Source organism: Planococcus sp. S3-L1 (assembly GCF_030063085.1).
Classification (GTDB): domain Bacteria; phylum Bacillota; class Bacilli; order Bacillales_A; family Planococcaceae; genus Planococcus; species Planococcus kocurii.
Map to the genome: position 1 here is coordinate 244,721 of NZ_JASISN010000001.1, position 26,770 is coordinate 271,490.

Consider the following 26,770-nt stretch of genomic DNA (forward strand, 5'->3'; position numbering starts at 1 on the left):
CCCCTTTTATAATAGTAAAAAGACAACGCTTTCAGCGCTGTCTTCAACTTATCAGAATATAGGATGAATTCGATGTTTATTGTCATAAGATGGATACTGTGCATATTGTTAATACTGTTCATAAAGTTCACGGAGTGAAAAAATAGCGTCTTTCAGGTCTTCCAATTGTTCCGTAAAGTAATTCTGCTCGGGCCTTCTGGTCTGTTGTTAAGTGTTCAAGATAACGGCGTGCAGTTGAACGGCTCATGCCACAGGCAATTCCCATCTCTTCAGCTGTTATGCCAGTTGAAGAGATCGCCAGTTTTTCTTTTATTTTAATCATTGTACTTGGGTCTATGCCCTTGGGAGTAATCACTTGTTCCATATAAGCTTCGTGGTTTTTGTTCCATAACTGTTCGATCGATTGCTCATTCAAGGAATCGGATTTCTCAAGTGACATGCTTTTCGACTGATAGGCAAGAAGGCTTTTTTGAAAGCGATCAAAAGTCAGTGGTTTGAGCATATAATCAGAAACGCCGGCTCTAAAAGCTTTTTTGACAATGGCTGTTTCAGAAGCAGCTGTGATAAAAATAATATCGGACTCAGGGCTTTCAGATTTGATAAAAGGCAACAAGTCAGTACCTTTCATATCTGGTAAGAATACATCAAGCAAAATTAGTTGTGGCTTTAATACTTGTATCCAATCTTTTGCTTCAGCACCATTATGTGCAGCACCTATTACTTGAAATCCTTGGATTTTCTCAATAAAGCGCCTGTGTATGTCTGCAATCCGCTTGTCATCTTCAATAATGAGAATCTCAATCATCTTCATTTCCTCCGATCGGTATGGAAATAATAAACAAAGCTCCACCAAAATCGCCATTCTCCATCGTTATTTCTCCTTGTAAATCGTGAACATTGCTATAAACTTTTACTAGGCCATAGCCGCGATCGTTGCCATTTTTTGTGGAAATCCGTTCTTTAAAAAGAGTGGAAAGAATGAGTGGATCCACCCCTTTTCCGCTATCTTCAACTTCAATCAAAATTTCATGGCCATTATCAACAAAGAGAAGCCTAACCAAACGTTCATTTTCAGGGAGATAGTCAACGGCTTCAAAGGCATTAGTTACAAGATTACCGAGAATCGAGACAAATAGGCTTTTTTCAAGATAGGAAGGAAGTTTTTCTAAATAACTGTCTTCATCCAGAAGAAATTTGACTTTTAACTCTCTGGCTTTGTTGAAAAGACCGATAACAATGCCACCAAGTAGAGGGTCTTGCAATCGATTCGTAACAAACTGAACGAGTGATTGCTGCTCTTTTGCTTCGCTATGGATAAGATCCATCGCTTCATCTAGTGAGTTTAATTGAATCAGTCCCGAAATCGTATAAAGGAAGTTGTGGTTTTCATGAGTCTGTGAACGGAGCAAATCGGCATATTGCCTAATCTGAGTCAATTCATTGCGAAGACCATCTAGGTCTGACTGCAATCGAAAACTAGAAACTGCTCCCGCGATTTCACCATTAATAACAATGGGGATACGATTAACAATCGTTTTCTTACCACGTATGGTCATGGGGCGATCTAATTGCTGCTCGCCTGTGAGCAGCACTTGAGGAAGTAAGGTATTGGGAAGTACTTCATCAATAAGTTGTCCAATAAGCTTTTTTCCTTTCGGCAACGATAGAACTTCATAGGCTGATGCATTAGCCATTGTGATTTCACCGCTTTTGTTGACCATAATGATGCCTTCTCTGACTGATTCGATTAATGTATTTCTTTCGATAAACAAACTAGCGATTTCTGCAGGCTCCAACCCAAATAATATCTTTTTAATATTTTTAGAGAGAATCATTGAAGCAACTCCGCCAATCGCAATCGCGATTAGCACAATAACAAGAATAGAATCGGCATATTGCATGAAAATGGAGGTCATGTCTGCTTTTAAGAAGCCTACAGAAATAACACCAATGATATTATTCTGCTCATCAACAATCGGTGCCTTTCCTCGAAGAGAAGGACCCAGTGATCCAACTGCTTCTGAGACATACGATTCGCCTTGAGAAATAGCGCGCTCGTTATCATCGCCAACCATTTTCTGACCAATCCGGTCTGGGAGAGGATGCGTATAACGGATTCCTTCTGCATTACCAATGACGACATATTCAGCACCAGTTTGTAGTTGAACTTCATCAGCGATTGGCTGAAGTGAGACATGAGGGCTGTCAGCAGCAAAGCCTTGCACTATATCTGGTCGATCGGCAGTGGTAACAGCAATATTCAAAGCACGTTTTCCCATTTGTTCTTCAATTGCTTCTGAAATCGTAAAATAAAACGATAATCCAACAAAAATCATTATAAATGCTACAAATAAAGCTCCATATAAGAAGATCCTTCGCTGCAAGGGCATCTAAATATCACTCGTTTCCAATATGCTGTCATAGTTAATGGGCTAATTATATAGTCAATAATAGGAGAATTCCATGTTTTTTTAAAAAGAAAAAACGCAAAAGCTTTTACTTTTGCGTCAGTTCTTCTTGCTGTTCTTCACATTCAAAGCAAATCAGTTCTCCGTCTACATAAACTCCATCCAAAAAACCATCACGACAATAGATATCTTTGCCACAATTGCTACACGGTCCGATAAGTTCACGCATCTTGTAAGTCTTCTGCATAAATGTACATGGCGTCTTTGAGGTATTTAGCTAAGCCTTGGCCATGTTGATCAATGTTGCTTGCAAAGCGACTGTCTGACGCGTACAAATCGCCTAATCCACGGAACATTTTGGGCGAACAGTCATAAAAACGATTTAACAGCGTATAGTATGCTTTCATTTCTTTTTGTACCGCTGGTGTTTGTGGAGACAAGTGCATTAAGCTTGCGACCGTATTGTAGATACGGTCTCCTTCACGATTGATTTCGTCCAAATCTTCCTCTTCTTTTGCCACTTGAACGGACTCACTAGAAGTTGAAGGCGATTCTTCGTGCAGTACTGTTTCAACAGGAGCAACGACAACAGTTGAATCTGATTCGTAAGCAGAAGCAATTTGAGAAGTTTCTACTTGTGCCACATCTGGGGAACCGATATCGGGCTTTTGGTATTGTTGAATCAGATTTTCAGCTTTACTGCTAGCAAATGCTGAAAAACGTTCTTGATCAGTCAAATTCTCTGAACCTTGTAACTCCCGCTGAGTCAATTGTGCAGTCTGAATCAGCTTTTCGATGCGCTGTTTTTTCTGTTGAAGTAATTCGATATGCTGAGCTAGTGCATATTCTCGGTCAAAACCTTCAGCGACAAGTTCTTGAATTTTCTTAAGTGAAAAATCCAGCTCTTTTAGGAATAAAATCTGTTGAAGCAATTTCAAATCTTGCCCATTGTAATAACGATAGCGGTTAGTTCCGATGTTGGACGGTTTTAGTAAGCCAATACTATCGTAGTGATGAAGCGTCCGCACACTAACACCGGCTATTTTTGCTACTTCTTGTACTTTGTACAATCTAATCACCTCTCTCTTTAAAATACACTATAACGCACCGTTAGTGTCAAGCATTTATGAGAAATGATGTGGAAATGCGTTGTTTCTTTTTTTTAGGGGTGAAGATCTAAGTTTGGGAGGAAGTTAAAACACATGTCTTATGACATGACTTTCACATCAACAAAATAAATAAATCAGATATTTCAGATATCTCCTATTATTTTCTAGATAATTGTGAAATAATGAAAGTGGAAGCGCTATCAAAGATAGGTAGTCGAGAGGGGTAATGGCGATGAAATTGACTAATTTTGTGAATGGTAAGTGGCAGCAGGCAGAACATGCGGAATTTAGACCTGTTTTGAATCCGGCAAATGGGGAAGAGCTGGCACAAGTTCGAATGTCTACAGCACAGGATGTCGACTTAGCAGTAAAGGCAGCACTAGGAGCACAAAAAAAGTGGGCAAAAGTACCGGCACCTAGACGTGCGGATTATTTATATGAAATTGGTCGACTGATGAAAGAGCGAAAAGAACACCTCGCTCAAGTGTTAACGAAAGAAATGGGGAAAGTGATTGAAGAAGGTCGTGGTGAAGTACAAGAAGGAATTGACATGGCTTATTATATGGCGGGAGAAGGAAGGCGCATGTTCGGCGAAACAACCCCGTCAGAACTGGCCGACAAATTCGCAATGAGCATCCGGTCACCAATTGGTGTCGTAGGATTGATCACTCCGTGGAACTTCCCTGTAGCAATTGCCACGTGGAAATCATTTCCTGCAATTGTTGGAGGCAATGCATTTATTTGGAAACCTGCAACGGAAACGCCGATGATGGCCTATGAGATGGCAAAGATTTTTGAAGAAGTGGGTCTTCCAGAAGGTGTCGCTAATATTGTTTTTGGAGCCGGCTCAGAAGTAGGCACAGCACTTATCGAACATGAAGGCGTAAGGGTTATCTCATTTACAGGATCAACAGAAACCGGTCGCAAAGTAGCAGAAGCAGGAGGGCGCAACTTGAAAAAAGTATCTCTCGAGATGGGTGGGAAAAATGCCGTCATCGTTATGGAAGATGCTGATTTAGATTTAGCCGTAGAAGGTATTCTTTGGAGTGCATTTGGTACAGCTGGTCAGCGTTGCACAGCTTGTAGCCGGGTAATTGTTCATGCCGATGTAAAGCAAGAACTGCAGAAACGGCTGCTTTCGAAAATGGAAACTTTGACAATTGGAGATGGTACAGACGAAACCATCAAAATCGGACCGGTTATCAATCGAAAAGCAGTCGAAAAAATTCATTCCTATATTGAAATCGGCCAGCAAGAAGGAGCTACCTTACTGGTTGGTGGAGAGATTTTGACCGGCGGTATTTACGACAAAGGGAACTATTACGCTCCGACATTGTTCACGGATGTTAAACCCGAAATGCGCATTGCGCAAGAAGAAATTTTTGGTCCTGTTGTATCAATTATCGAAGTGGCAACTTTCGAAGAAGCAATTGATGTGAACAATGGTGTGATTTACGGGTTGTCGAGTTCAATTTATACAGCTGATGTAAATCGTGCATTTAAAGCGCAACGTGATTTAGATACCGGGATTGTCTACATTAATGCGGGAACGACCGGAGCGGAAATTCACTTGCCGTTTGGTGGAACTAAAGGGACTGGGAATGGTCACCGTGATTCAGGCGTTGCGGCATTGGACGTTTTTACAGAATGGAAGAGTGTCTATGTTGATTACAGTGGGAAGTTGCAGCGTGCGCAAATCGATAACGAAGCTTGATTGAGAGGGGATGGGGAGATGAAAATCGTCGTATTAGGCGCAGGATTAATGGGCAAACAAGCAGCTAGGGATTTGGTTGCTGACGAGGCTGTGGAACGCGTCTTTTTAGCAGATCGAAATACAGCTCAAGCTGAAGCATTCAAGGTGCAACTCGGCAATAACAAGCTAGAAGTATTCGAATTGGATGCTAGTGATGACGAGGCATTATCGGCAGCTATTTCAAAAGGTGATATCGTTATTAATGCGCTGTTTTATACTTTTAACGAAAAAGTAGCAGCCACTGCGCTCAAATGTGGTGTTCACTCCGTAGACTTAGGCGGCCATATCGGAGGTGCTACAGATGCAGTGTTAGAGATGCATGATGAAGCTCAGCGAAAAGGGGTTACACTAATTCCCGATTTGGGCGTAGCACCTGGCATGATTAATATTTTAGCAGGGTATGGCGCCAGTAAACTCGACCAGGTTTCCGATATCCGGTTATTTGTTGGTGGAATTCCAGTTCATCCAGAACCACCATTAGAATACAACCACGTTTTTTCACTAGAAGGCGTGTTCGATCATTACACAGACAAATCGCACGTCATTCGTGAAGGGAAATTATTGGAGGTTGAATCTTTATCTGAAATTGAGCATGTGAAGTTTGAGGATTTTGGTGAACTAGAAGCTTTTCATACTTCTGGAGGAACTTCGACTTTGACGGATACTTTCAGTGATATCAATTCGTTGGAATACAAAACTTTGCGTTATAAGGGGCATGCCGAGAAGGTTAAATTATTAGTTGATTTAGGTCTCACTAATCGAACGAAAACAGTGACTGTGGACGGACGTGAAATAAAGCTTCGGTCTGTTTTAAAAGCCGTGCTTGAACCGATAACAGAGCTTGGAGACAAACAGGACGCGGTCGTCTTACGGGTAATGGTGTCGGGCATCAAAGCGGGAGAAGAAATCCGCTACGAATACAATATGGTAACGATTAAAAATCCTGAAACCGGTGTCACCGCAATGGCACGAGCTACGGCTTTTACTATTTCAGTCGTAGCGCAGATGATTGGCAAAGGGATTATAGACAAGCGAGGCGCTTATCCACCAGAAATGATCGTCCCTGGAGAAGAATATATAGCAGAGATGGCGAAACGTGGAGTGGCTATTAAAGAAACTGTTCATCGCTCAGCCCTTCAACAATAAAAAACTAGCGATGGCAGTCTAATTTAGCAGAAAGACTGACAACTATAAAAAAGAGAGGATTCCTATCGGGTCCTCTCTTTTGACGTTCAAATAAGCAGTTCCACCTTTTTTGGCACTAACATTTTCAAACTACTTGGAAGTATTTCGATGTCGAGTGGCGTTTTTAAATAAATTTCGCCGTCCGTATCGACATCCAATTCTGTATCGGTCGCGATGGAAATAGAGCGACCCTGGTAATGAGCGACATGCTCTAATTCTTCTGTTGCAACTTCAGGCTGAGCTAATGAAAACCATTCCCGCAATGCAGCCAAGGATGAGGTTTGGATAATAAATAAATCCAACAAACCATCAGCTGGGTCAATCGTTGCCAGCGGGAAGTTATGAGTGCCAATCGATTTGCCGTTCATAACCAGTACGAGAACACCTTCTTCAGCATAGCTAATCCCATCGATTTTTAAATGCATGGAAAATGGAGTGGCTTGCCGCATGGATTGCAGAGCGCTCATGAAATAACTAATTCTACCGTAACGTTCTTTTAAGAAAGGATCGATGTTAGAAGACGCATCGGTAATCAAACCGATTCCCGCGAAATTCAGAAAAGATCCTCCATTAATTCTCCCAGTATCTAACTGCTTGATTTCGCCGTTGATCAATTCCGATGCTGCTAACTCTAAGTCTAGCGGAATATTCAACGTACGCGCAAAGTCATTGCACGTACCGCTCGGCAATATGGCAAGGGGCGCAGGTGACTCAATTGTCGATAAAGCCCGAACAGCAGAATGGACAGTACCGTCACCCCCCGCAATAAACAGAACATCTGCATCCTTCGCAGCAAGCTTACAAGCTGTTTCAAATTCCTCTGGAGAGTGCGTCTGAATTATTTCGAGTGACTGAGATGCTTGAGCCAAATGAGGTACAGCGAGTCTTAAAACAGCGTCCACCGTAGACGGTCCTGCATTGCCGTTATACAATAATACGGAACGATTGAATTTAGGCATGTCTCTTGCCCTCCTGTAAGTCTGTTTATCTTTATAATTCCACTAACACAAATTATATAAACTACAAAAGCGAGTAAAGCTGTACCTACTAAAGAAGAGGTGTTTACATGACCACGAAATTGTATTACCAGGATTCTGAAATTTCAACTGCAGACGTACGAGTAATGAACAGCGGCAAAGACGAAACCGGCTACTATGTCATTTTAAATCAAAGTTGCTTTTATCCAGAAGGTGGCGGGCAACCGGCAGATACGGGGAAGATTGGACCAGCCAAAGTAGTAGACGTACAGTCTGTGAAAGGTGAGATTCGTCATTACGTAGATATCCAGCTACCGGAAGAAAGTTTTTCTATCCAAATAGATTGGCAAAGAAGATGGGATCATATGCAACAACATGCGGGACAACATTTGTTGAGTGCACTATTTGAAGATAATTTAGGCTTAAAGACACAAAGTTTTCATCTAGGAAAAGAACGAGTTTCCATTGATTTGGATTTGGATACAGCAACAAACGCACAGCTTCAAGAAATTGAAAAAAAAGCAAATAACCTCATCGGACAAGGCCTGCCGATCTCTACGACATGGGTAAATGCTGAACAAGCTAAAGAACTAGCTTTGAGAAAGCCACCAGTCGTGGAAGGGGATATTCGATTAGTTGAAATCGCTGGAATTGATTTGAACGCTTGTGGCGGCACGCATCCGAAAAATACAGCAAGTATTGGTCAGTTGAAAATTATTTCGACTGAGAAAGCAAAAGGCGGTATGCGTATTTATTTTTTATGCGGCAATCGTGCATTGCACTATTTTAATTTCCTAGTAGCAACGACTGATCAGTTAGTTGCACAGCTAAATGCTCCAACGGCAGAACTACCGAATGCAGCAGAAGCCCTACTCACAGACAAGGCAGTAGCTGACAAAGTGATAAAAAGTCTTCAAGAACAAGTGTTAAACTTAGAAGCAAATGCGATTTTACCAGATAATGGTGCCGTATCGAGAGTTTTCGAAAATCGTCCACTTAAAGAATTACAACAACTTGCTCGACTAGTGATCAGTCAGCATCCATTTTCAACGGTGCTGTTGATGAGCATGGCAGAAAATGACGTACGTTTCGTTTGTGCAAAAGGACAACAAGCACAAGGAGATATGCGGGAAGTGCTAAAGTCACTCTTAGCCTTGACGGAAGGCAAAGGCGGCGGAAATGCTCAATTTGCTCAAGGAGGCGGCAAGACTACTGAATTGCCAGAAACATTCATATCTATTTTTTCGGAAGAATTAAAAAACGTTGAGTGAAATGTGTAACTTTTCCAGTGATTCCCTGTCTAATGAGAAAAGGGATGTCTGAAAGGGTGTGAAGTGTCATGAAGAAGAAAAAGATTTGGATCGTTGCTGTCATTGCCGCTGTAGCAATTGGTTTAGTAGTTATTTTTCTCAATGATAAAGTCTCTGTAAGTGCTTCCCCTGTTGTTTTAACGGAACAAGGGTGGAAGGCTAGCTTTTCTTCGCCGCTCCAACTAAAAGCCGTTGATAAGGGGGATGTCTACATTACGGATGCACAAGGCAAACGTGTGGAAGTTGAAATGCGCATTCAGAACAACGGCAAGACATTGGAAATACCAGAAATTACTACCGGCGAATATCAATTACATGTTAGAAAAGCTGCATTGAAAAACAGCTTCATGAAAAGTTTAGTAGACACAGAAATCTTATTTGTTGTACAAGAGCAATTGGAGAAGTTGTCGGGTGAGAAAGAATTAACAGCTTATTTTGTGCGTTTATTGGAGATGCAACAAAATAACCAACAAAATGGCGGCGTTGTTTTAGAAAGTGGAGGAGAAGAGTCAGCAGAATCCACAGACACGGCGTCTGGTACTGGTATGGATGCAGAAAGAAGTTATTCGACTACTAACAATCAAGTGGAAGGGGTAGACGAAGCGGACTCGGTAAAAACGGATGGTTCGTATATCTATTCTATTAGTGAATCACGTGTCATTGTGACAGATGTTCAGAATCCAAAAAAAATGACTGTTGCAGCGGAGCTGTCGTTTGATGATGATATGTATCCCCAGCAACTATTCTTATCAGGAGACACATTAGTAGTCATGGGCAGTTGGTACTCAGCTCAACCAATCGATAATTTCCGTCTACCACATAACTACCGACCGCAGATGGGTGTTACTTCTGTTCATTTATACAACATCAGCAACCCAAAATCTCCTCAACTGCTTCGTGAGTTTGGAACGGAAGGGAATATGAGCGGCGCTAGGTTAACGAATAACATTCTTTACTTTGTTACAAACGTTTATCCCGATTATTGGATGCTAGAAGAACAAGAGGCGCCTGAACTTCGTCCTCATCAATATGATTCGAAGCATGGAGGCGAATTTGAACCTGTAGATTACGACAGCATTGCCATTTTACCTGGAACGGCAGAAGGCAGTTATAGCGTCATCACAGCCATTGATTTGACGGCACCTGACACGAACGATATTTCAACAGAAGGATTTTTGGGTGGCAGTGACCAGCTTTATATGAACCAAGACCATCTTTATTTGACTGCACCTGTGTATGTTCCGTTAACGAATGAAAAGCTACGTGATAGTCCGAGAATGGATGTTTGGCTCCCTCAGCAAGCGAATACAGAAGTCTTTAAATTCAATTTGAGTGGTGTAGATGTTGAGTTTTTAGCTTCTGCAGAAATAACCGGTTCCTTGCTCAATCAGTTTTCCATGGATGAATACGAGGGTCATTTCCGAGCAGCTACAACGGAAGGCGTTGCGTGGGACTTAACCAGCCCTTCAAAAAATCATTTATTCATACTGGATGAGCAGATGAAGCAAGTGGGATCGGTGGAAGATTTGGCTCCTGGTGAGCGAATTTATTCAGCACGCTTTATTAAGGATAAAGCCTACATGGTGACATTTAAAGAAACAGATCCGCTTTTCGTCATTGATGTTTCGACTCCTGCTTCTCCAAAAGTACTTGGAGAATTGAAGATACCGGGCTTCTCTAATTATTTACACCCACTGGATGAAGATCACTTGATTGGTTTTGGTTATGACACAAAGCTAATACCTGTTAAGAACGGAGAACCGCGAGTAGTCGCAGGAGGAATGAAAATTTCCTTATTCGATGTCAGTGACTTTGCGAATCCACTAGAAAAAGACACTGAAATTATTGGAGGACCTGGAACATACTCTGCTCTTCAATACGATCACAAAGCTTTATTTACTCATCAAGAGAAAAATCTATTTGGCTTTCCAATTAGCTTATATGATGAAACTACTGGTGAGTATGTAGAATTTGAAGGTGAAGGAGCATTGATTTACACAATTACTCCAGATGGTATTTCACAAACGGCAAATTTAGTTGAACAAACGAATAATGAGTACGAAGATTGGCATTCAGCTATTCAGCGAATTCTCTATATTGAAGAGGAGCTCTACACGATAGCTACTAGCGAAATCCATAGCTATGGATTGGAGACATTCGAACCAATCAGCGATTTGGTATTCGATTAATACGTAAAGAAGCGAGTGTTATTCGCTTCTTTTTTTATGTTTTAATCAAGATGAAAAGGGAACAGGAACAGTATTCTAAAACTACAATTGGAGGGATAATGATGAAAGCAGTAACGTTTCAAGGAACGAAAGATATGCAAGTGAAAAATGTAAAAGATCCTGAAATTCAGAAAAAAGATGATATTATTGTAAAAATAACGGCAACAGCTATTTGCGGAACAGATTTGCATATCTATCAAGGTGCATTACCGACAACCAAAAACACGGTCATTGGACACGAACCGATGGGAATTGTAGAAGAAGTGGGGCCGGACGTTACTAAAGTGAAAAAAGGCGATCGCATTGTCCTACCGTTCAATATCAGTTGTGGTAAATGTTTTTACTGTAGCAACGAAATGGAAAGCCAGTGTGATAACTCAAACGGCAATCCTCATTTCGATACCGGTGCCTATTTTGGTCTGACGGAACGTTATGGTGATTATTCAGGTGGTCAAGCGGAGTATTTGCGCGTGCCTTATGGAAATTTCACACCCCTGTTGATTCCTGAATCCTCGGAGTTAGAAGATGAATCGTTGCTGTTTTTATCAGACGTCTTACCGACTGCCTGGTGGAGTGTAGAACATGCAGGCGTAAAAAAAGGCGATACCGTAGTTGTTCTAGGTTGTGGTCCTATTGGGCTCATGACTCAGAAATTTGCTTGGATGCAAGGCGCCAGTCGCGTTATTGCAGTAGATGAAATTCCTTACCGAATGGAACTCGCTAAAAAAATAAACAATGTGGAGATTGTCGATTTCAGTAAGCACGACAACACGGGTGCGTTGATTCATGAAATCACGCAAGGTGGAGCACGTGTTGTGATTGACTGTGTTGGAATGGATGGCAAAAAATCGCCAGCAGAAGCCGCACAGCAAAAATTGATGCTGCAGGGCGGAACACTTAGTGCCATTGACATCGCAAAAGATGCAGTAAGCAAATTTGGAACGATTCAATTGACAGGAGTTTACGGATTGACTTATAATCAGTTCCCGCTTGGAAATATGTTTGAGCGCAATGTCACATTGAAAATGGGACAGGCTCCAGTAATTCATTTAATGCCAATGCTTTATCAAAAAATTGAAAACGGAGAATTTGATCCCCGTGAAATTATTTCACATATAATGCCTTTAGAAAGTGCTAGCGATGCTTATCAAATTTTTAATGACCATCAGGACAATTGTACAAAAGTCGTGTTGAAACCATAGTTGATAATGTGCATACGAAAGTATTGACTAAACGCCTCGATTCTTCGGGGCGTTTAGTTTTTTGTCTATCTGCGTTATGATGAATACAGAAATCAACTGCGAGAGGAGCAAACTATGTGACGCAAGTAGGAGAAACCAGACGTGAGCTCGCCTTGGATTGTTTTCTGCTAGCAGGCAGAATTATGATGGAAAGTGGAGCAGAAACCTATCGAGTTGAAGATACGATGATCCGAATGGCTGGTTCACAAAACATGGTAAATTCTCACTGTTTCGTGACGCCAGCAGGTATCATGTTTTCTCCAAGTGAAGAATTGGCTACGCGATTTGTGCGTATTAACAACCGCAGTACAGATTTAGAGAGAGTTGCCCTTGTCAACTCTGTTTCGCGAAAGTTAGTAGCTGGAGAATTTACATTGCAACAAGCTTATGACGAACTGATGACCATTGACCAAACCAATTATCGATTTCATATATGGGTGCAAACTTTGGCAGCTTCTATAACAAGTGCTTGTTTTTTAATTTTATTGGGAGGTAGTTGGATTGATCTTCCTTTTGCGTTTGTGTTTGGAGGCACCGGTTTTATTATTGTAGAAACCATTCTTGAAGAAACTCGTGTGAAGATATTCGCGGAATTCATCGGAGCTTTCATCGTCGGAATTTTAGCCTCTATCGCGGTATATAGCGGATTTGCGACCGATTTGGACACATTGATTATTGGCTCACTTATGCCGCTTGTTCCTGGATTGCTCATCACCAATGCGGTTCGGGATTTGATGGCAGGACATTTCGTATCGGGATTGTCTAAAGGAGCAGAGGCATTTTTAACAGCGTTTGCCATTGGTGCAGGAATCGCGGTAGTTTTATCATTTTAAGGAGGAGATCGCATGAACTGGCCATTAGAAGCATTTCTCAGTTTTTTGGCTGCCGGCGCGTTCGGCGTCATCTTCAATACGCCACGTAGAACGCTGGTCAGCTGTGGACTGGTCGGCATGAGTGGCTGGCTCATTTACCGCACATTTTTCCTGGCCTTTGGAGACTCGGTGCAGGCATCTTTTGCCGGTGCATTTGTTGTCTCTATTGTAGCGCATTTGCTGGCTAAAAAATTCCGTATGCCGATGATTATTTTTAGTATCGCCGGAATTATTCCATTAGTACCGGGGAGCAAGGCGTATAATGCGATGCGGAATATTGTTGAACATAATTATCTAGAAGCCATCTCATTTGCTTCTGAAGCATTGATGGTTTCGGGTGCTGTTGCAATGGGCCTGGTCTTTGCAGAAGTAATGATGCAACTGTTTTTCAAGCGGCAGGCAAAAAGAATACAAAGAAAAATGGGCCTGACACAAGAATAATTCTTGTTTGTCAGACCCATTTTTAAGTTGTTAAAACGTCTGTTTTTATATTTCGAGTAGTCTTTATGACTTTTGTTTCGGGCGCGGGCGCTTTTCTTTGTTGTCTAGCGCAAGCGCCCAGATTCTAGGGTCATAAGTCAATGCGGCAGTGCGGCTGAAAACATGCCGCTTCGCCACATCGCCTTATGCCCGTCGAATCTACATGGGCGCGTGCGCTTTTCTTTGTTGTCTAGCGCAAGCGCCCAGATTCTAGGGTCATAAGTCAATGCGGCAGTGCGGCTGAAAACATGCCGCTTCGCCACATCGCCTTATGCCCGTCGAATCTACACGGGCGCGTGCGCTTTTCTTTTCACCCCAGCCATTTTTCTAGTTCGGTAGCGTTCATCGGGTGCCCGATGATGTAACCTTGTAGGCTGTCGCAGCCCATCGCGCGCAGGAGTTCGAATTGTTCGTTGGTTTCAACGCCTTCAGCAGTTACTTGGAAATCAAGTGATTTGCCGAACTGAATCATACCGTTGATTAATTTTTGGATTTTTTCTTGTTTGGTGATGGACTGAATAATCATTTGGTCTATCTTTATTGAAGATATTGGCAACATGAGCATATAGCGGAACGAAGCATAGCCAGTTCCAAAGTCATCTAATGCAAAACTTATGCCTTCTTGATGGAGGCTCTTCATCTGTGTCATGATTGACCGTTCTGCTTCTGCTTCTAGCGCAAATTTTTCAGTGATTTCAATCATCAACGAACTTGCTTGACAATCATTAATCTTTAATTGCTCAAGCAGCATCTTCGCCATATCTTTGTCTCTGAATTCGTGAATTGAGGAGTTAATGCTAATTTGCAAATCGATGCCTTTTGATTTCCAGTCTTTTAATTGTCGGCATACCGTTTCAACGACGAAACTTCCAATTTCATTGATTAACCCATTTTCTTCGGCAATCGGTATTAGCTCATCGGGAGTAATCACGCCGATTTCTGAATCGGTCCAACGTACCAATGCCTCTACTCTTTCGACTTTGCCGTTTTCCAAATTGACTTGTGGCTGATACAAAAGCTGCAAATCTTTACGATCTAATGCGTATATTAATCGTTTTTCAATATGTGCTTTTCGGCTCAAGCGCTCATGATCGTCGGATGTCAATGCAGAAATTGCGCTGCCTCCACGATCTTTCACTTTCTTGATGGTCGCATAAGAAGCTTTGATTAGATGCATAAAATTTTGCTGATCTTCCGGATATTTTGTAATGGCTCCACTGACTGTTAGTGGCATGGCTGTTCCACCTAAGTAGATGGGGTGCTGTTGCAAATAATGGAGAAATCCTTCAATAAACCAATTGCTTAATGGCGTTACTAAAGCAAATTCATGTAAACCAGCGCGTGTAATAATAGAATCGGAAAAATACATGCGTAGACGTTTAGTGAATTCAATAAGTAACTCATTTTCAGTAGCTGTGTCCGACACATCACGTAAGGTATAAAAACGGTCAATATCAAGAAAAATAAAGGAGAAATGGCGTCCTTCTTCTATGTATTCATTGACTATCTGCTCAAGACGATGACGATTTTCCAAGCCTGTGACCGGATCGATAAAAGCAATTTCCTCAAGATGCTGTTGAGCTTGTTTAGTGGCTGTAATGTCTTTTTCTAGAAAAATATAATAAGTATCTTCATTAGAAAGTTGCATAGGAATAGCTGTTAGATCTACCCAGTAAAGTTCGCCATCTTTTTTTACTTTTTTTGCTTCGCCGTTCCAAATTTTACCTTCTCGTAAAGTGGTAATAACTGAGTCGACAAAACGGACATCTGTTTCGCTCTCTCCAAACATATGCCATACAGGCTTGCTTAAAATGCGTTTAGGTGTCCATTTACTTAGCTTTAAAAATAATGGATTTGCATAGGTAATTAAAAATTCTTGATCGAAATACAGCATCATGAAAGAATCATCTAAACCATTTCTCAAATGATTTAATTCTTTCGAGGAAGAGTCATCTTTATCTGCTTCATCCATTTCATAGATTGTCATCACAAACTGTTGGTCTTCGAATGTGTAGGATTTAGCTACGACAGTCGTATATGCCTTAATTCCTTCGCCTAATTCGATTTCAATATCTTCAAATCTCACCGGTTCCTCGGCATGTAATAACTTATCCCACGAATGCTTGCTTAGAGCTGCCTTCTCAGGATTCATATAAGGAGAGATTTTTCCTGTAACCGCTTCAGATTGTATTTGGAAAACGCGCTCTGCATGCTGGTTACACCACGTAATCAAGCCGTTTTTGTCATTAATGATGATAGGGAAGGGAATATGGTTGAAGACAAGGGTGTCAGTTAGTTTTTTTTGCAGTTCATTCATTCGTTGACGCTCCTTAACCGTAGTTTACTTTCATTATAGAGAAGAAAAGGTCTATCGTCATCCTTTTCCAAATATTCTCTAGTGAGATTTGTAGAATTTTTGCTGTCCTTTCCGCGAAAATCGTGAGAGAATAGGCATAAATCATATGAAAATTGAGGTAAAAAAATGTATAAGAAGTTTTTTGTATTTGTATTCCTACTCTTACTTGTTCCTGTTTCAGTTCAAGCACACACAACTTTATTGTCTTCGACACCTGCTGAAGGCGAGAACATCATGGAAGCTTTAAAAGAAGTACAGTTAGTTTTCGGCACAAAAATCGAAGAAGGCAGCACCATGTCCATCGAGGGAGAAAGTGGTTCTTTTGAATTTGACCGTATCGTCGTTGGAGATAATTCGTTAGTTGGGACCCTTAATGAGGCCTTGCCTAACGGATCTTATCGTATTCTTTGGAATATCATTGGAGAAGACGGTCATCCGATTGAAGGAGAGATTACTTTTGGGGTCTCTATCGAAATTGAAGAAGAAGTGACGCCTGCAGTGGTATCTGAAAAGACAGAAGAGCCAGAAGCAAAAACTATAGCAGCTTCAGAAACAGTAGCGGAAACTCAAACTGAAAGTGACAGCAATCTACTCGTAACAATCTTACTGGTTCTTGCTGCAATTTTAGTGGTTTACGGCATTTATAAATTGCTGTTGAAGAAAAAATGACTTTTTTTACTGGATTTGCTGATGTCTTGTTGTATATTGCTTTTTCCTATCTTGCAGGTTTTGTTGTGTTGCAATTCATACCAGAAGACCGAAAACCATCGCTGTCTACCTCTAAAGTTTTGTTGCTAATCAGTATTGCAGGAATAGCTTTGCTGTCATTTGTCCCTGTGTTTGAATTGACTGTATTTTTGCAGAGTAGTCAGGGGCTAGTAGAAGCTTATCAAAATGCTATTACTGAGTTTCGAATAGGACAAGGATGGTTAATTACCTTATTGTTTAGTATCATTTTGGCAATAGTAATTTATTTAAATGGCAGCCGTTATATTCAAGCCTTTTATTTACTTCTACTTATATTAACTGTCGGGTTTTACAGCCACATTTCAACGATTGATCTATGGGTTGGGTTTGCTCTTCATTCAAGTCATATTCTTTTAATGTCGATTTGGACAGGAGTTTTGCTTCACGTAGCGTGGTTTGCAAAAGATGGAGCGAACTGGCGCAAGTTTCTTATGTGGTTCACGCCACTTGCCTTATTTTGTGTAGCAGGAGTAATTGCCAGCGGAATTATCATTATGTTTTTTTTCGTAGCACCTGCGGATTACACAAATTCTTGGGCCCTGCCGTATGGTCAGTTGCTGTTACTCAAGCATGTAAGCATCGTACCCGTTTTGCTAGCCGCTCTCATAAATGGTTTTCTTAACAAGAAAAAAGATTTTCAGCCAACCTGGCTAAAGGTCGAGAGCTTACTGTTACTGGTAGTCTTTGTGTTTACAGCTTTTATGAGCAAACAAGCGCCGCCTCATGATGTTAATGATACATTGCGGATTGAAGGAAGCGGCTGGTTTATCGACAAGCTCACAGGTCCGTTTTATATTCCCATTGCTGCCGAGCTCGATGTGACTTTGAACGGCTCTCTACTAATGGGTCTCAGTTTGTTATTACTAGCATTAATGGTTGTCGGCTTTTACCGACAATTAAATACTTGGTTGTCGCTGTTTTTTAGTGTAGGATTTATCAGTTGCTTTTATACAGGATTGATGTTGAATCTGTCGTTTTGAGTAATTACGGGCCAATCTTTCGGGATTGGTTTTTCTATGTGGAGGGATGCGGAGATGGATCGTTTAAAAGGAATTTCAATGATATTGATTGGTGCGATGATGTGGGGAGCAACAGGCCCTTTGATGGAGTGGATAATGAATAATTATGCTATCACGGTGCCGTTTCTTATTACGATACGGCTGTCGGTTGCGGGCTTATTATTGCTATTATTTCTAAAGTTAAAAGGAGTTCATATCACAGCCGTTTTTCGCAATAAATACTGGATTCGACCTTTGCTGATTTTTTCTATTCTTGGAATGCTCGGTGTTCAATATAGTTTTGTTGCGGCCATTGAAGCAAGTAACGCAGTAGTTGCAACGTTAATGCAGTTTCTTGCTCCCGTTTACATTATTGTTTTTGTTTCCATTACTCATAAAAAAATGCCACCTGTTTATCAAATTATCGGGATGCTAGGCACGTTAGCTGGGTTGTTTTTACTGTTAACTAATGGCAAGCCTGACCAACTGATTATTAGCGGAGAAGCTGTTTTTTGGGGGATCTTAGTAGGTCTAGCGTTTACTTTTTATACACTTTATCCTGCGCGTCTTATGCAGGAATGGGGAGTATTAGTTGTTGTCGGTTGGTCAATGCTGTTTGCTGGGATTTTCTTAGGGTTAGTAAATCCAATCTTTTTATCAGATGAATGGCCAATTTTAGCTGAGCCAGCAGTTGCTGTGTCCATACTTGCTATTATTGTTATCGGGACAGCTGCTTTTGTGCTATTCCTCAGCAGCATGCGCTATATTACTGCAGTTGAAACGAGTATTCTTTCGTCACTTGAACCATTGACGGCAATGGTTATTTCAATGTTCTGGTTTGGCCAAGTATTGACGAAGATTCAGTTATTTGGTGCACTGGCAATGCTAGTATTTGTCGCTTGGCTATCGCTTGCTGGAAATCCAAAAAAGGAAAAAAAGCAGGTTGATTTGCCACAAACTATAGAGTAATTCTCCACTATATAGGTTGAACGTATCATTTCCACTCGCTGATATTACGCAAAATAGTTGTATTTTAACTTATTAATAGGATAATTCCTGTCTGGTTTTCTAGTCTGTATTGATTTGAAGAGAACGATGCCTTTTTATAGGCATCGTTTTTCTGGTTTAAAATAGAAATTCCTATTCGATATCAGAAAATTATGGCATACTATTGAGTATAAAGGTTCGAGTTTCGAAACGTTTAGGAGGCATTCACATGAAAACCGTTTTCTCATACGCTAAACCATATAAATTTTACATTGTTATTGCGTTGATTTTAATGATTCTGGAATTAATAGTTGAATTGATACAGCCACTTGTCATCGCTCGTATCATTGATGAAGGAATTGTTGCGAAAGATCAAGGTGTCATCATTCAATTAGGAATTGTACTGATGGCTTTATCCGTCATCGCTTTTATTTCGGGTATTGTTAACTCGTATTTTGCCGCGCATGCATCACACAGCTTTTCGTTTGATCTCCGACAGGCTCTCTATGGGCGCATTCAATCTTTTTCATTGGCCATGTTCAATAAATTTCCAGCTTCTGGTTTAATCACACGGTTGACCAGTGACATAACGATGGTTCAGCAAGTTCTCTACATGGGATTACGGATTATGCTACGAGCCCCTTTGCTAGTAGTGGGCAGTATGATTATGGCATTTGTCGTTAATCCAAAACTAGCTCTTTATTTAGTCATTGTTTTTCCTATTCTACTAATTTTTCTGTACGTCATGGTTAAAAAAGGCGTTAGCTATTTTGGCTTTGTTCAAAAACGCTTAGACCGTGTTAACCGTATTGTTCAAGAAAACCTGCAAGCAGTGCGGTTGATCAAAGCATATCTACGAGGGAAATATGAATCTAACCGTTTTTCTGAAGTGGCGGGAGCGTTAAAAGTTGATACGGTAAAAGCATTCAGGGTTATGGAAATTATTTTGCCGATTTTATTATTTGGCATGAACCTTTCTTTATTGGCGGTTCTATGGTTTGGTGCTTTTGAGATTCGTAGTGGTGGAGCGCAAATTGGTGAATTGGTAGCTATCGTCAACTATGCCATGCGAATGACGGGTGCGTTCTCGATGTTTTCTTTTATCATTATGATTTTTGCACGAGCAAAAGCTTCTTCTGAGCGAATTGAAGAAGTGTTGCTAGCAGAAGATGTTCATGAACAAGATGAAATTGGCGAGGTCAAAGCTATTCGTCGCGGAGAAGTCCGATTTGAGCATGTATCGTTCGCTTATCCTGAAACTGCGCAACCAGTTCTAAAAGACGTTTCTTTCCATTTAAGAGCCAATGAAAAACTGGCAATTATGGGGGCGACAGGATCTGGGAAATCTTCTTTACTGCAACTGCTTCCGCGTTTTTATGACGCGACTGAAGGAACTGTGTCGGTGCATGGCCGGGATGTCACAGAGTGGTCGCTGCGCGCACTGCGCAAAACGATTGGCATTGTGCCACAGCAATCACTGTTATTTACAGGAACAATTTCTAACAATCTCTCGTGGGGGAAAGATGAAGTGGCACAGGATGAACTGGCTGATGCAGCGATTAAAGCTCAGATTCATGAAACCGTCGAGCGTTTCCCCAAAGGATATTTTACACGGGTTGGCCAAAAAGGGGTCAATTTGTCTGGTGGTCAAAAGCAGCGTTTGTCTATAGCGCGTGCTTTGGTACGCAAGCCTTCTATTTTGATTTTAGACGACAGCACGAGTGCACTGGATGTAAAAACCGAAGCTGCATTATGGGCAGAACTGGACCGTGAAAATGCAACGATGCTCATAGTCACTCAAAAAATTCGGACGGCAATGAGAGCAGATTGGATTTTACTACTAGAGGATGGCATCGTGTCAGGTTATGGAACCCATGAACAGCTCATGAGGAGTTCGGAGTTGTATCGTCAAATTACGATGTCCCAACAAGAGGAGGAGGTGGATGAATATGTTTGATGCTATTCGTCGTCCTTTCGGTCATGAACCGATTCTGACAAAAGAAGACTTGAGTAAAAACAAAGAAAAGAAAAATGAACGTGCTGAAAATTGGAAATCGACACTGCTGCGAATTTGGAAGTTAGTGGACGAACAACGAACCTTACTCATTGTAGTGTTGGCGCTCGTTTTTGTCAGCTCATCTCTAGCGTTACTAGGTCCTTATTTAATCGGCTTTATCATTGATCAGTATATTGTCCCGCAAACTTTTGCAGGTATGGGCATTGTGGTGCTATGGTTAATTGTTGTGTATATGGGCCATTCCGCATCTTTGTATTTGCAAAATTTTTGGATGGTGGGAATTGCCCAACAAGTTATTTACCGATTACGAACAAGGCTCTTTTCACATCTTCAACGGCTGCCTGTAACTTTTTTTGACAAGCGACAACACGGTGAATTGATGAGTCGGATGACTAATGATATTGAAAATGTTTCTTCAACATTAAATACTTCATTTATCCAAGTGTTTTCAAGTATTTTAACTTTAACAGGTACAGCGATCGTCATGCTGACACTTAGTCCTTTGTTGACGTTATTCACGTTGATTATTATTCCGCTCATGTACATTTCCATTCAATGGATTACGAAACGAACTAGCCGTCTTTATAAAGAGCAACAAAAAGCAATTGGTGAATTAAATGGCATGATTGAGGAAACGATTTCTGGACAAAAAATCATAAAGGCGTTTTCACAAGAACCGCGTGTTATGGAGGATTTCAGAGAAAAAAGTGAACGGCTTCGACACGCTGGATTTTGGGCTTGGACTTATGCTGGATTTATTCCAAAAGTGATGAACTTTCTTAATAACGGAAGCTTTGCGGTAGTAGCTGGTGTAGGAGGAATTCTTGCTTTTAATGGATCCATCTCAATAGGTGTCATCGTTATTTTCACCGAGTATTCACGGCAATTTACGCGGCCGTTAAACGATCTGGCCAACCAGTTTAATACGGTGTTGTCAGCAATAGCAGGGGCTGAGCGTGTTTTCTCGATTATGGATGAGGTAGAAGAAAAAGACGATCAAGTTTTGAATGTGGAGAAAAAATTAGAAGGGCAAGTCGTCTTTGACCAAGTTTCTTTTAAATACGAAGGTTCAGAAGAAGCGTGGACTATTCGCGATGTCAGTTTTACCGTTGGCATTGGTCAAACAGTAGCGCTCGTTGGTGCAACGGGAGCAGGGAAAACGACCGTCATGCAATTGTTAGCACGCTTTTATGATGCCAATAAAGGTGAAATCCGTCTAGATGGCACGCCGATTTCTTTTATGCCTCGCGAAACCTTACGTAAACAAATCGCTTTTGTGTTGCAGGATCCTTTCTTGTTTGAGGCGACGGTCAGTGACAATATCCGCTATGGAAAATTGGACGCGACCGACGAAGAAGTAATAGCCGCCGCAAAAGGTGCCAATGCACACGACTTTATCGCGAACCTGCCGGATGGCTACGATACCATTTTAACTGGAGACGGGTCGATGATTAGTCAAGGACAGAAACAATTGCTGTCAATTGCACGAGCGTTGATTGCTGATCCGGTTATTCTATTGCTCGATGAGGCGACGAGCAGTATTGATACCGTTACTGAGCTGAAAATACAAGAAGCACTTGAGCATCTTATGTCGGGCCGAACGAGCTTCGTCATTGCGCACAGATTGAATACCGTTCGAAAAGCTGATTTGGTGCTGGTTATGGAGATGGGAAAACTGGTTGAATCGGGAACACAACAGCAGTTGTTAAATAAAAACGGTATTTATGCCACTATGCTGGCAGATGCGAAGTCATAAAAATGAGTTTCTCCAAGTCAGATTCGCTCTAGTACAGATAGTCTAATTGGAGAAAAAAGGTCTGTTCCAGTTAATACGGAACAGGCTTTTTGGTTTAACCGTCTTTATTTGTCCTTTTGAGGCGAATACCGGATTCCGCTACTGTATGATAGGATAAAATACAGGGAGATAGTAAAATTTTTTCTGCAAACCGCTTTAGTGGAATTTAAACTTTTAGGAGGTCGTAAGATGGAGTTGTCGTTATCAATCCTTTCATTTCCAGTAGACGAACAAACAGCCAGGGATATGGAGCAGTTGTTGAGCGACTTGCCGACTGAGCATCAAACGGTTCTTCATCCCAACTTGTGGAGAGCTGCTGATTCAAGAGGGTTTGCCGTGATTGCCTACACAGATCAAGAAGAGTTGATTGGCTTTGCCGCAGCAGCAGATATGGTCGGGTTGCATCATTATGAATGGTCACTATTTGTTCATCCGGATTACCGAAGACATTCACTTGGAACCGCTTTAGCAGATGGTGTTTCTCATGCCCTGGAACAGCGCCAAGCGGAAAGTAAACTAGCGGCTTTCGCCGGAGATATGGAAATTTCTGCGTTTATGGAAAGTATCAACTATTACCCAGACTTTAATGAAATAGTGCTTTCTGCTAAGCCATTACGAGATGATAAAGAAACTGAAGGTGTCGAGTTTGTTCCTTATGCAGGTGCAGCGAAAGAATTAATGGAGTTGTTGACCGCGTCATTTGACGACACAATGACACCAATTATGGAGCACAATATGGTAGATCCAGAAAGAGAGATTTGGCTGCTGCAAAAAGACCAGCAGTTAATCGCGACTGCAACGCTTGTGATCGAAGAGAACGCCTTATGGGTAACTGCATTTGCCGTTCATCCGGATCAGCAAGGCCGTGGGTATGGTCAGCAGTTTTTAACGTGGTGTCGGCAGTTGGCGTTTCAGCGGGGACTTACGGAAGTGCTGCTAGACGTCGAAACGGATAATGACGCACTATATGTTTACGAAAAATCCGGATTTCAAAGAATACAGACCATTTCTTACTGGAAAAACGAAACTGTATAATCAAAAAATCATCCGCATCAGCGAACGATTTTCTGGAGTACGTTGCAACTGACAGTCTACTCAACAAATCAGTTGCTGATTTGTTTGTATTCTTTTTTTATGCCGTCCGGATACGTAACTTCGACTTTAATTTCATCGTCCATCCCTGGATAGTCGACGTTGACATCAAACTCAGTAAAGCCGAATGTGTTACCTCCAATATAATTTTGGTCCAAACTACTGTCGGAATGGAGAGATTGTTCTTGATTGTCATTGGTTACAGGGTCAGTTACCTGTTTATCATCTCCACACAGCAAGCAGCCAAACAGAAGATAGCAGTAGAGGCAATGTATTCTTGTTATTAAAAATCATCTGACTTCACCCTTACATTTAGCTTATACTGTGTATATTCCCGGATTTTTAGGGGTTATTCAATTGTTTACAGAAGACCTTACAACTGAGACTAGCAGAGCCTAAGCTGAGAACAAACGGAGTGATTTGAATGAACAATTACGAAAACGGACAAAATATCGCAGCTGCAACCGAAAAGAATATTCGTACAGATTTTAAAGAAAGTATGACCTATGGGGACTACTTGCATTTAGATAAGTTGTTAACAGCACAAGATGGCGTTAGCGGACATCATGATGAAACTTTGTTTATCATCATTCACCAAGTATCAGAACTATGGATGAAGCTAATTTTGCATGAGTTGCAATCAGCTATCGATAACATTACGAAAGACGATTTGCAGCCAGCATTCAAGCAATTGGCAAGGGTATCGCGGATTCAAGCGCAGATTATCCAAGGATGGGACGTCTTGTCTACATTGACCCCTGCTGAATATATGGAGTTTCGTGATGATCTTGGTAACGCCAGTGGATTTCAATCTTATCAATACCGTATGATTGAATTTGCTCTGGGTTATAAAACGAAACACGTATTGAAAATTTATGAAAAAGACGCACCGCTTCACGCGCAGCTTGAAAAAGCGTTTAATGCTCCCGGTCTTTACGATGCGGCGATTCAGAAACTGGCAAGAAGTGGATTTGTGATCGATGAAGAAGTATTGCAACGCGATGTCAGTATGGTTTATGAATCTAATGATAGCGTCCGTGAAGCTTGGAAAACGGTTTATCGTGACGTGGATACTTACTGGGAATTGTATCAATTAGCGGAGAAATTAGTCGATATTGAAGATTGGCTACAGCAATGGCGTTTCCGCCACATGAAGACAGTAGAACGGATTATTGGATTCAAGCAAGGAACTGGAGGTTCATCTGGAGTTAATTACTTGAAAAAAGTATTAGATCAATACTTTTTCCCTGAACTGTGGGAAATACGAACAGATATCTAGGAGGGTTTTTGTGAAAATTTATGCACATAGAGGGTGCTCGGGTAGTTATCCAGAAAATACAGCAGTAGCTTTTCGTGCAGCGGCTGAATTGCCAATCACAGGCGTAGAAATTGATGTTCATTTGACCAAAGATGGTCAAATTGTCGTCATCCACGATGAAAAAGTTAACCGCACGACCAACGGCAAAGGCTACATAAAAGACTTAACGTTAAAAGAATTAAAAGAGCTTGATTGTGGCTCTTGGTATTCTGAAGAGTGGAGCGATGAAAAAATTCTTACGTTGGACGAAGTGTTCGACATTTTTCAAGAGACCAACCACCGACTGAATATCGAGTTAAAATCGGATGTCTTTCCATATGACGGCTTAGTCGATGGAGTAATTGATTTGGCTGCTAAGCGAGGATTTACGAATCGTGTATTGATTTCTTCTTTTAATCACGAAGACATTCAAACAGTTGTGCAAGGAAAACAAGTGGAAAGTGCTATCCTAACATTTGAAGTAATGGTAGACGTCTATGATTACGCGCGCGTCATTGGGACAAAGCGGATCAATGTTTCCTTGCCATCAGCTTTTAGAAGAATGACTACCGACGCATTGAGAAAAGGCGCGATTGTTTATGTTTATACAGTCAATGACATTAGCTATGCAGAGGAATTACAAAGAATTGGAGTTCATGGCATCTTTACGGATTATCCAGAAAAAATGCTCGCCCATTTTGGGTGAACAACTAAAACTAGCAAGCTGAATAAAATGATATTTATCACAAAAGTGAACGGCAAAAAAGCCGAATTGGACTTTTCCAATTCGGCTTTTTTGAATTACCATTTAGCATAATTCTCCTCGATAGACCCGAGAAGTTGCGTGATTTTTAGTTTTTTGCCATCAGCATAGCGTACGTAGCCATTGTAATAGCCAAAAAGTTGATGAATTTCCGACTTAACGAGCCGCGCATCATTTGCGGACACACGTTCAAAAAACGGAGAAAAGGTTAATCTGACATCATCAGAAAACCTACTATGAATCAACCAAGGTCTTTTGTAGTCTTGGCGGTCATAGTGAAACAAGACATCTTCATGGATTTTCGTCATCTTACCGTTAACGAAAAAAGCATTTTCTGTCATTCCTGTGCCATCTGTCCACTTGCCGCCTAAATTCAAGCCGATCACTTTTCCGAGCGAACGTTGGGAAGTCATCGCCCAATTCCGAAGAGATTCTCGGGGCCAAACACCTCGTCCGAAGTCCAATACGGCAAAGCTGTCTAGAGGATCAAACTTAAAATTCTGACTGCCAATTTTAACCATGCCAGTTACGGGCAAAGACATATGCTTACCGGTGAACTGGAAAGTATGACGATTCCAGGGGACAACGACATTCAACGAGTCATAATCTTTAGGGTGCCTAATAACCAAAATCGCTTCTAAATCTTCTCCGTCAAATTCTTTCGCGTTGACAGTGAGATGAGTTGCGTTCTGGCTATGTATAGATTCAATCGTCATAGAATCGCTACGGAAATAGCAAGGAGCCAATGCGTTTTCGGGTAATTTCACATGGCGCGTGAATGGCATGATGACTGTTTTTTCATAAAATCGTTGCGTTTCATAATTAAGGAAATAAACAACACAAACAGTCGCGTAATCGAGATGAGAAATAGTTGCTGAAAACAAAATTTCATCACCGAATATGCACCATGAATTCCATTTTTTTTTACGCATAAAATTACCACGTAAATTACTTTCTACCAAAGGTTGCTTTGCATATCCAATCGCTTTTGGATTTAATTTGCCTCTTGCATCACAAAGTTTTACAAATTCAGTAAGCTCTCGTTCTACATGTTGCATTAAATCCACCTCACCATCATTCTTCTACTCTTATTGTAGCAGAACAAATACTAAATATCCTTTTAGGACGGGTGGATTCAGTTGGAAAGTCTAGAAA

23 protein-coding genes are annotated in these 26,770 nt (G+C 41.2%); 15 read left to right on the plus strand and 8 right to left on the minus strand.

Translation table 11 applies throughout. The features are described from left to right. Positions 1–127: 127 nt before the first annotated feature. The 4 genes from QMF37_RS01220 to QMF37_RS01235 all read right to left on the minus strand — a co-directional run bounded on the left by QMF37_RS01220 (position 128) and on the right by QMF37_RS01235 (position 3,478). Complete coding sequence (locus QMF37_RS01220) at positions 128–805, minus strand: response regulator (RefSeq protein ID WP_481861785.1); 678 nt, start codon at positions 803–805, stop codon at positions 128–130. Then, positions 798–2,336 carry an ATP-binding protein gene (locus tag QMF37_RS01225; protein WP_283476101.1) on the minus strand — a complete coding sequence of 513 codons (1,539 nt, stop codon included), beginning with the start codon at positions 2,334–2,336 and terminating at the stop codon, positions 798–800. The genes QMF37_RS01220 and QMF37_RS01225 overlap by 8 nt, the downstream gene beginning before the upstream one ends. 160 nt (positions 2,337–2,496) lie before the next feature. Next, the gene (locus QMF37_RS01230; protein ID WP_169835278.1) at positions 2,497–2,637 is read right to left on the minus strand and encodes a hypothetical protein; all 141 of its coding nucleotides are present in this window, start codon (positions 2,635–2,637) and stop codon (positions 2,497–2,499) included. Beyond that, positions 2,630–3,478: a MerR family transcriptional regulator gene (locus tag QMF37_RS01235; RefSeq protein WP_071153142.1), complete on the minus strand. Its 849-nt coding sequence runs from the start codon at positions 3,476–3,478 to the stop codon at positions 2,630–2,632. The genes QMF37_RS01230 and QMF37_RS01235 overlap by 8 nt, the downstream gene beginning before the upstream one ends. Before the next feature lie 271 nt (positions 3,479–3,749). Here QMF37_RS01235 and QMF37_RS01240 point away from each other — a divergent pair, with 271 nt between their 5' ends. Both QMF37_RS01240 and QMF37_RS01245 read left to right on the plus strand, forming a co-directional pair. Continuing rightward, positions 3,750–5,231, plus strand: coding sequence for an aldehyde dehydrogenase family protein (locus tag QMF37_RS01240; protein WP_078080690.1), 1,482 nt, complete (start codon positions 3,750–3,752; stop codon positions 5,229–5,231). Positions 5,232–5,249: 18 nt separating this feature from the next. After that, complete coding sequence (locus QMF37_RS01245) at positions 5,250–6,416, plus strand: saccharopine dehydrogenase family protein (protein ID WP_078080689.1); 1,167 nt, start codon at positions 5,250–5,252, stop codon at positions 6,414–6,416. An 86-nt stretch (positions 6,417–6,502) separates the two neighbouring features. Here the strand turns inward: QMF37_RS01245 and QMF37_RS01250 are convergent, their stop codons facing one another. Beyond that, the gene (locus tag QMF37_RS01250; RefSeq protein WP_283476104.1) at positions 6,503–7,414 is read right to left on the minus strand and encodes a diacylglycerol/lipid kinase family protein; all 912 of its coding nucleotides are present in this window, start codon (positions 7,412–7,414) and stop codon (positions 6,503–6,505) included. Between the two features lie 107 nt (positions 7,415–7,521). Here QMF37_RS01250 and QMF37_RS01255 point away from each other — a divergent pair, with 107 nt between their 5' ends. From QMF37_RS01255 to QMF37_RS01275, 5 genes are all read left to right on the plus strand, one after another. Then, the gene (locus QMF37_RS01255; protein ID WP_071153144.1) at positions 7,522–8,703 is read left to right on the plus strand and encodes an alanyl-tRNA editing protein; all 1,182 of its coding nucleotides are present in this window, start codon (positions 7,522–7,524) and stop codon (positions 8,701–8,703) included. A 68-nt stretch (positions 8,704–8,771) separates the two neighbouring features. Then, positions 8,772–10,931 (plus strand): beta-propeller domain-containing protein, encoded by a 2,160-nt coding sequence (locus QMF37_RS01260; RefSeq protein WP_283476105.1) that lies wholly within the window; start codon positions 8,772–8,774, stop codon positions 10,929–10,931. Between the two features lie 101 nt (positions 10,932–11,032). Then, entirely contained in the window at positions 11,033–12,172 is a 1,140-nt protein-coding gene (locus QMF37_RS01265) for a zinc-dependent alcohol dehydrogenase (RefSeq protein WP_071153145.1), read from the plus strand. 116 nt (positions 12,173–12,288) lie between these two features. Further along, positions 12,289–13,044 (plus strand): threonine/serine exporter family protein, encoded by a 756-nt coding sequence (locus QMF37_RS01270; RefSeq protein WP_058384369.1) that lies wholly within the window; start codon positions 12,289–12,291, stop codon positions 13,042–13,044. 12 nt (positions 13,045–13,056) lie between these two features. Beyond that, positions 13,057–13,524, plus strand: a complete 468-nt coding sequence (locus QMF37_RS01275; protein ID WP_058384370.1) for a threonine/serine exporter family protein — start codon at positions 13,057–13,059, stop codon at positions 13,522–13,524. 349 nt (positions 13,525–13,873) lie between these two features. On the opposite strand, the gene QMF37_RS01280 is transcribed toward QMF37_RS01275, so the two are convergent. Then, positions 13,874–15,880, minus strand: coding sequence for a bifunctional diguanylate cyclase/phosphodiesterase (locus tag QMF37_RS01280; protein ID WP_058384371.1), 2,007 nt, complete (start codon positions 15,878–15,880; stop codon positions 13,874–13,876). A 165-nt stretch (positions 15,881–16,045) separates the two neighbouring features. Between QMF37_RS01280 and QMF37_RS01285 the strand changes: the two genes are divergently transcribed. From QMF37_RS01285 to QMF37_RS01310, 6 genes are all read left to right on the plus strand, one after another. Further along, positions 16,046–16,588: a copper resistance CopC family protein gene (locus QMF37_RS01285; RefSeq protein WP_071153147.1), complete on the plus strand. Its 543-nt coding sequence runs from the start codon at positions 16,046–16,048 to the stop codon at positions 16,586–16,588. Continuing rightward, entirely contained in the window at positions 16,585–17,646 is a 1,062-nt protein-coding gene (locus QMF37_RS01290) for a copper resistance D family protein (protein ID WP_078080687.1), read from the plus strand. Before QMF37_RS01285 ends, QMF37_RS01290 begins: the two co-directional genes overlap by 4 nt. A gap of 54 nt (positions 17,647–17,700) precedes the next feature. Then, positions 17,701–18,633: a DMT family transporter gene (locus tag QMF37_RS01295; RefSeq protein ID WP_071153148.1), complete on the plus strand. Its 933-nt coding sequence runs from the start codon at positions 17,701–17,703 to the stop codon at positions 18,631–18,633. Positions 18,634–18,880: 247 nt separating this feature from the next. Further along, on the plus strand, positions 18,881–20,608 hold the full coding sequence (locus QMF37_RS01300; protein WP_071153149.1) for an ABC transporter ATP-binding protein: 1,728 nt from the start codon (positions 18,881–18,883) through the stop codon (positions 20,606–20,608). Next, positions 20,601–22,424 carry an ABC transporter ATP-binding protein gene (locus QMF37_RS01305; RefSeq protein WP_151897526.1) on the plus strand — a complete coding sequence of 608 codons (1,824 nt, stop codon included), beginning with the start codon at positions 20,601–20,603 and terminating at the stop codon, positions 22,422–22,424. The genes QMF37_RS01300 and QMF37_RS01305 overlap by 8 nt, the downstream gene beginning before the upstream one ends. 228 nt (positions 22,425–22,652) lie before the next feature. Beyond that, positions 22,653–23,498 (plus strand): GNAT family N-acetyltransferase, encoded by an 846-nt coding sequence (locus QMF37_RS01310; protein WP_283476110.1) that lies wholly within the window; start codon positions 22,653–22,655, stop codon positions 23,496–23,498. A gap of 68 nt (positions 23,499–23,566) precedes the next feature. On the opposite strand, the gene QMF37_RS01315 is transcribed toward QMF37_RS01310, so the two are convergent. Beyond that, a complete protein-coding gene (locus QMF37_RS01315; protein WP_283476111.1) occupies positions 23,567–23,713 on the minus strand; it encodes a hypothetical protein in 147 nt (48 codons plus the stop codon). 266 nt (positions 23,714–23,979) lie between these two features. Between QMF37_RS01315 and kynA the strand changes: the two genes are divergently transcribed. Then, positions 23,980–24,834, plus strand: coding sequence for a tryptophan 2,3-dioxygenase (kynA, locus tag QMF37_RS01320; protein WP_058384379.1), 855 nt, complete (start codon positions 23,980–23,982; stop codon positions 24,832–24,834). A 10-nt stretch (positions 24,835–24,844) separates the two neighbouring features. After that, the gene (locus tag QMF37_RS01325) at positions 24,845–25,558 is read left to right on the plus strand and encodes a glycerophosphodiester phosphodiesterase family protein (RefSeq protein WP_283476112.1); all 714 of its coding nucleotides are present in this window, start codon (positions 24,845–24,847) and stop codon (positions 25,556–25,558) included. Between the two features lie 95 nt (positions 25,559–25,653). On the opposite strand, the gene QMF37_RS01330 is transcribed toward QMF37_RS01325, so the two are convergent. Continuing rightward, positions 25,654–26,673, minus strand: coding sequence for a DUF2804 domain-containing protein (locus QMF37_RS01330; protein WP_058384381.1), 1,020 nt, complete (start codon positions 26,671–26,673; stop codon positions 25,654–25,656). Between the last annotated feature and the right edge of the window lie 97 nt (positions 26,674–26,770).

Coding starts and splice junctions, on each gene's coding strand:
- QMF37_RS01220 (WP_481861785.1), bottom strand. CDS start 805: ATGATTGAGATTCTCATTATTGAAGATGACAAGCGGATTGCAGACATA.
- QMF37_RS01225 (WP_283476101.1), bottom strand. CDS start 2,336: ATGATTTTTGTTGGATTATCGTTTTATTTTACGATTTCAGAAGCAATT.
- QMF37_RS01230 (WP_169835278.1), bottom strand. CDS start 2,637: ATGCGTGAACTTATCGGACCGTGTAGCAATTGTGGCAAAGATATCTAT.
- QMF37_RS01240 (WP_078080690.1), top strand. CDS start 3,750: ATGAAATTGACTAATTTTGTGAATGGTAAGTGGCAGCAGGCAGAACAT.
- QMF37_RS01245 (WP_078080689.1), top strand. CDS start 5,250: ATGAAAATCGTCGTATTAGGCGCAGGATTAATGGGCAAACAAGCAGCT.
- QMF37_RS01250 (WP_283476104.1), bottom strand. CDS start 7,414: ATGCCTAAATTCAATCGTTCCGTATTATTGTATAACGGCAATGCAGGA.
- QMF37_RS01255 (WP_071153144.1), top strand. CDS start 7,522: ATGACCACGAAATTGTATTACCAGGATTCTGAAATTTCAACTGCAGAC.
- QMF37_RS01260 (WP_283476105.1), top strand. CDS start 8,772: ATGAAGAAGAAAAAGATTTGGATCGTTGCTGTCATTGCCGCTGTAGCA.
- QMF37_RS01265 (WP_071153145.1), top strand. CDS start 11,033: ATGAAAGCAGTAACGTTTCAAGGAACGAAAGATATGCAAGTGAAAAAT.
- QMF37_RS01275 (WP_058384370.1), top strand. CDS start 13,057: ATGAACTGGCCATTAGAAGCATTTCTCAGTTTTTTGGCTGCCGGCGCG.
- QMF37_RS01280 (WP_058384371.1), bottom strand. CDS start 15,880: ATGAATGAACTGCAAAAAAAACTAACTGACACCCTTGTCTTCAACCAT.
- QMF37_RS01285 (WP_071153147.1), top strand. CDS start 16,046: ATGTATAAGAAGTTTTTTGTATTTGTATTCCTACTCTTACTTGTTCCT.
- QMF37_RS01290 (WP_078080687.1), top strand. CDS start 16,585: ATGACTTTTTTTACTGGATTTGCTGATGTCTTGTTGTATATTGCTTTT.
- QMF37_RS01295 (WP_071153148.1), top strand. CDS start 17,701: ATGGATCGTTTAAAAGGAATTTCAATGATATTGATTGGTGCGATGATG.
- QMF37_RS01300 (WP_071153149.1), top strand. CDS start 18,881: ATGAAAACCGTTTTCTCATACGCTAAACCATATAAATTTTACATTGTT.
- QMF37_RS01305 (WP_151897526.1), top strand. CDS start 20,601: ATGTTTGATGCTATTCGTCGTCCTTTCGGTCATGAACCGATTCTGACA.
- QMF37_RS01310 (WP_283476110.1), top strand. CDS start 22,653: ATGGAGTTGTCGTTATCAATCCTTTCATTTCCAGTAGACGAACAAACA.
- kynA (WP_058384379.1), top strand. CDS start 23,980: ATGAACAATTACGAAAACGGACAAAATATCGCAGCTGCAACCGAAAAG.
- QMF37_RS01330 (WP_058384381.1), bottom strand. CDS start 26,673: ATGCAACATGTAGAACGAGAGCTTACTGAATTTGTAAAACTTTGTGAT.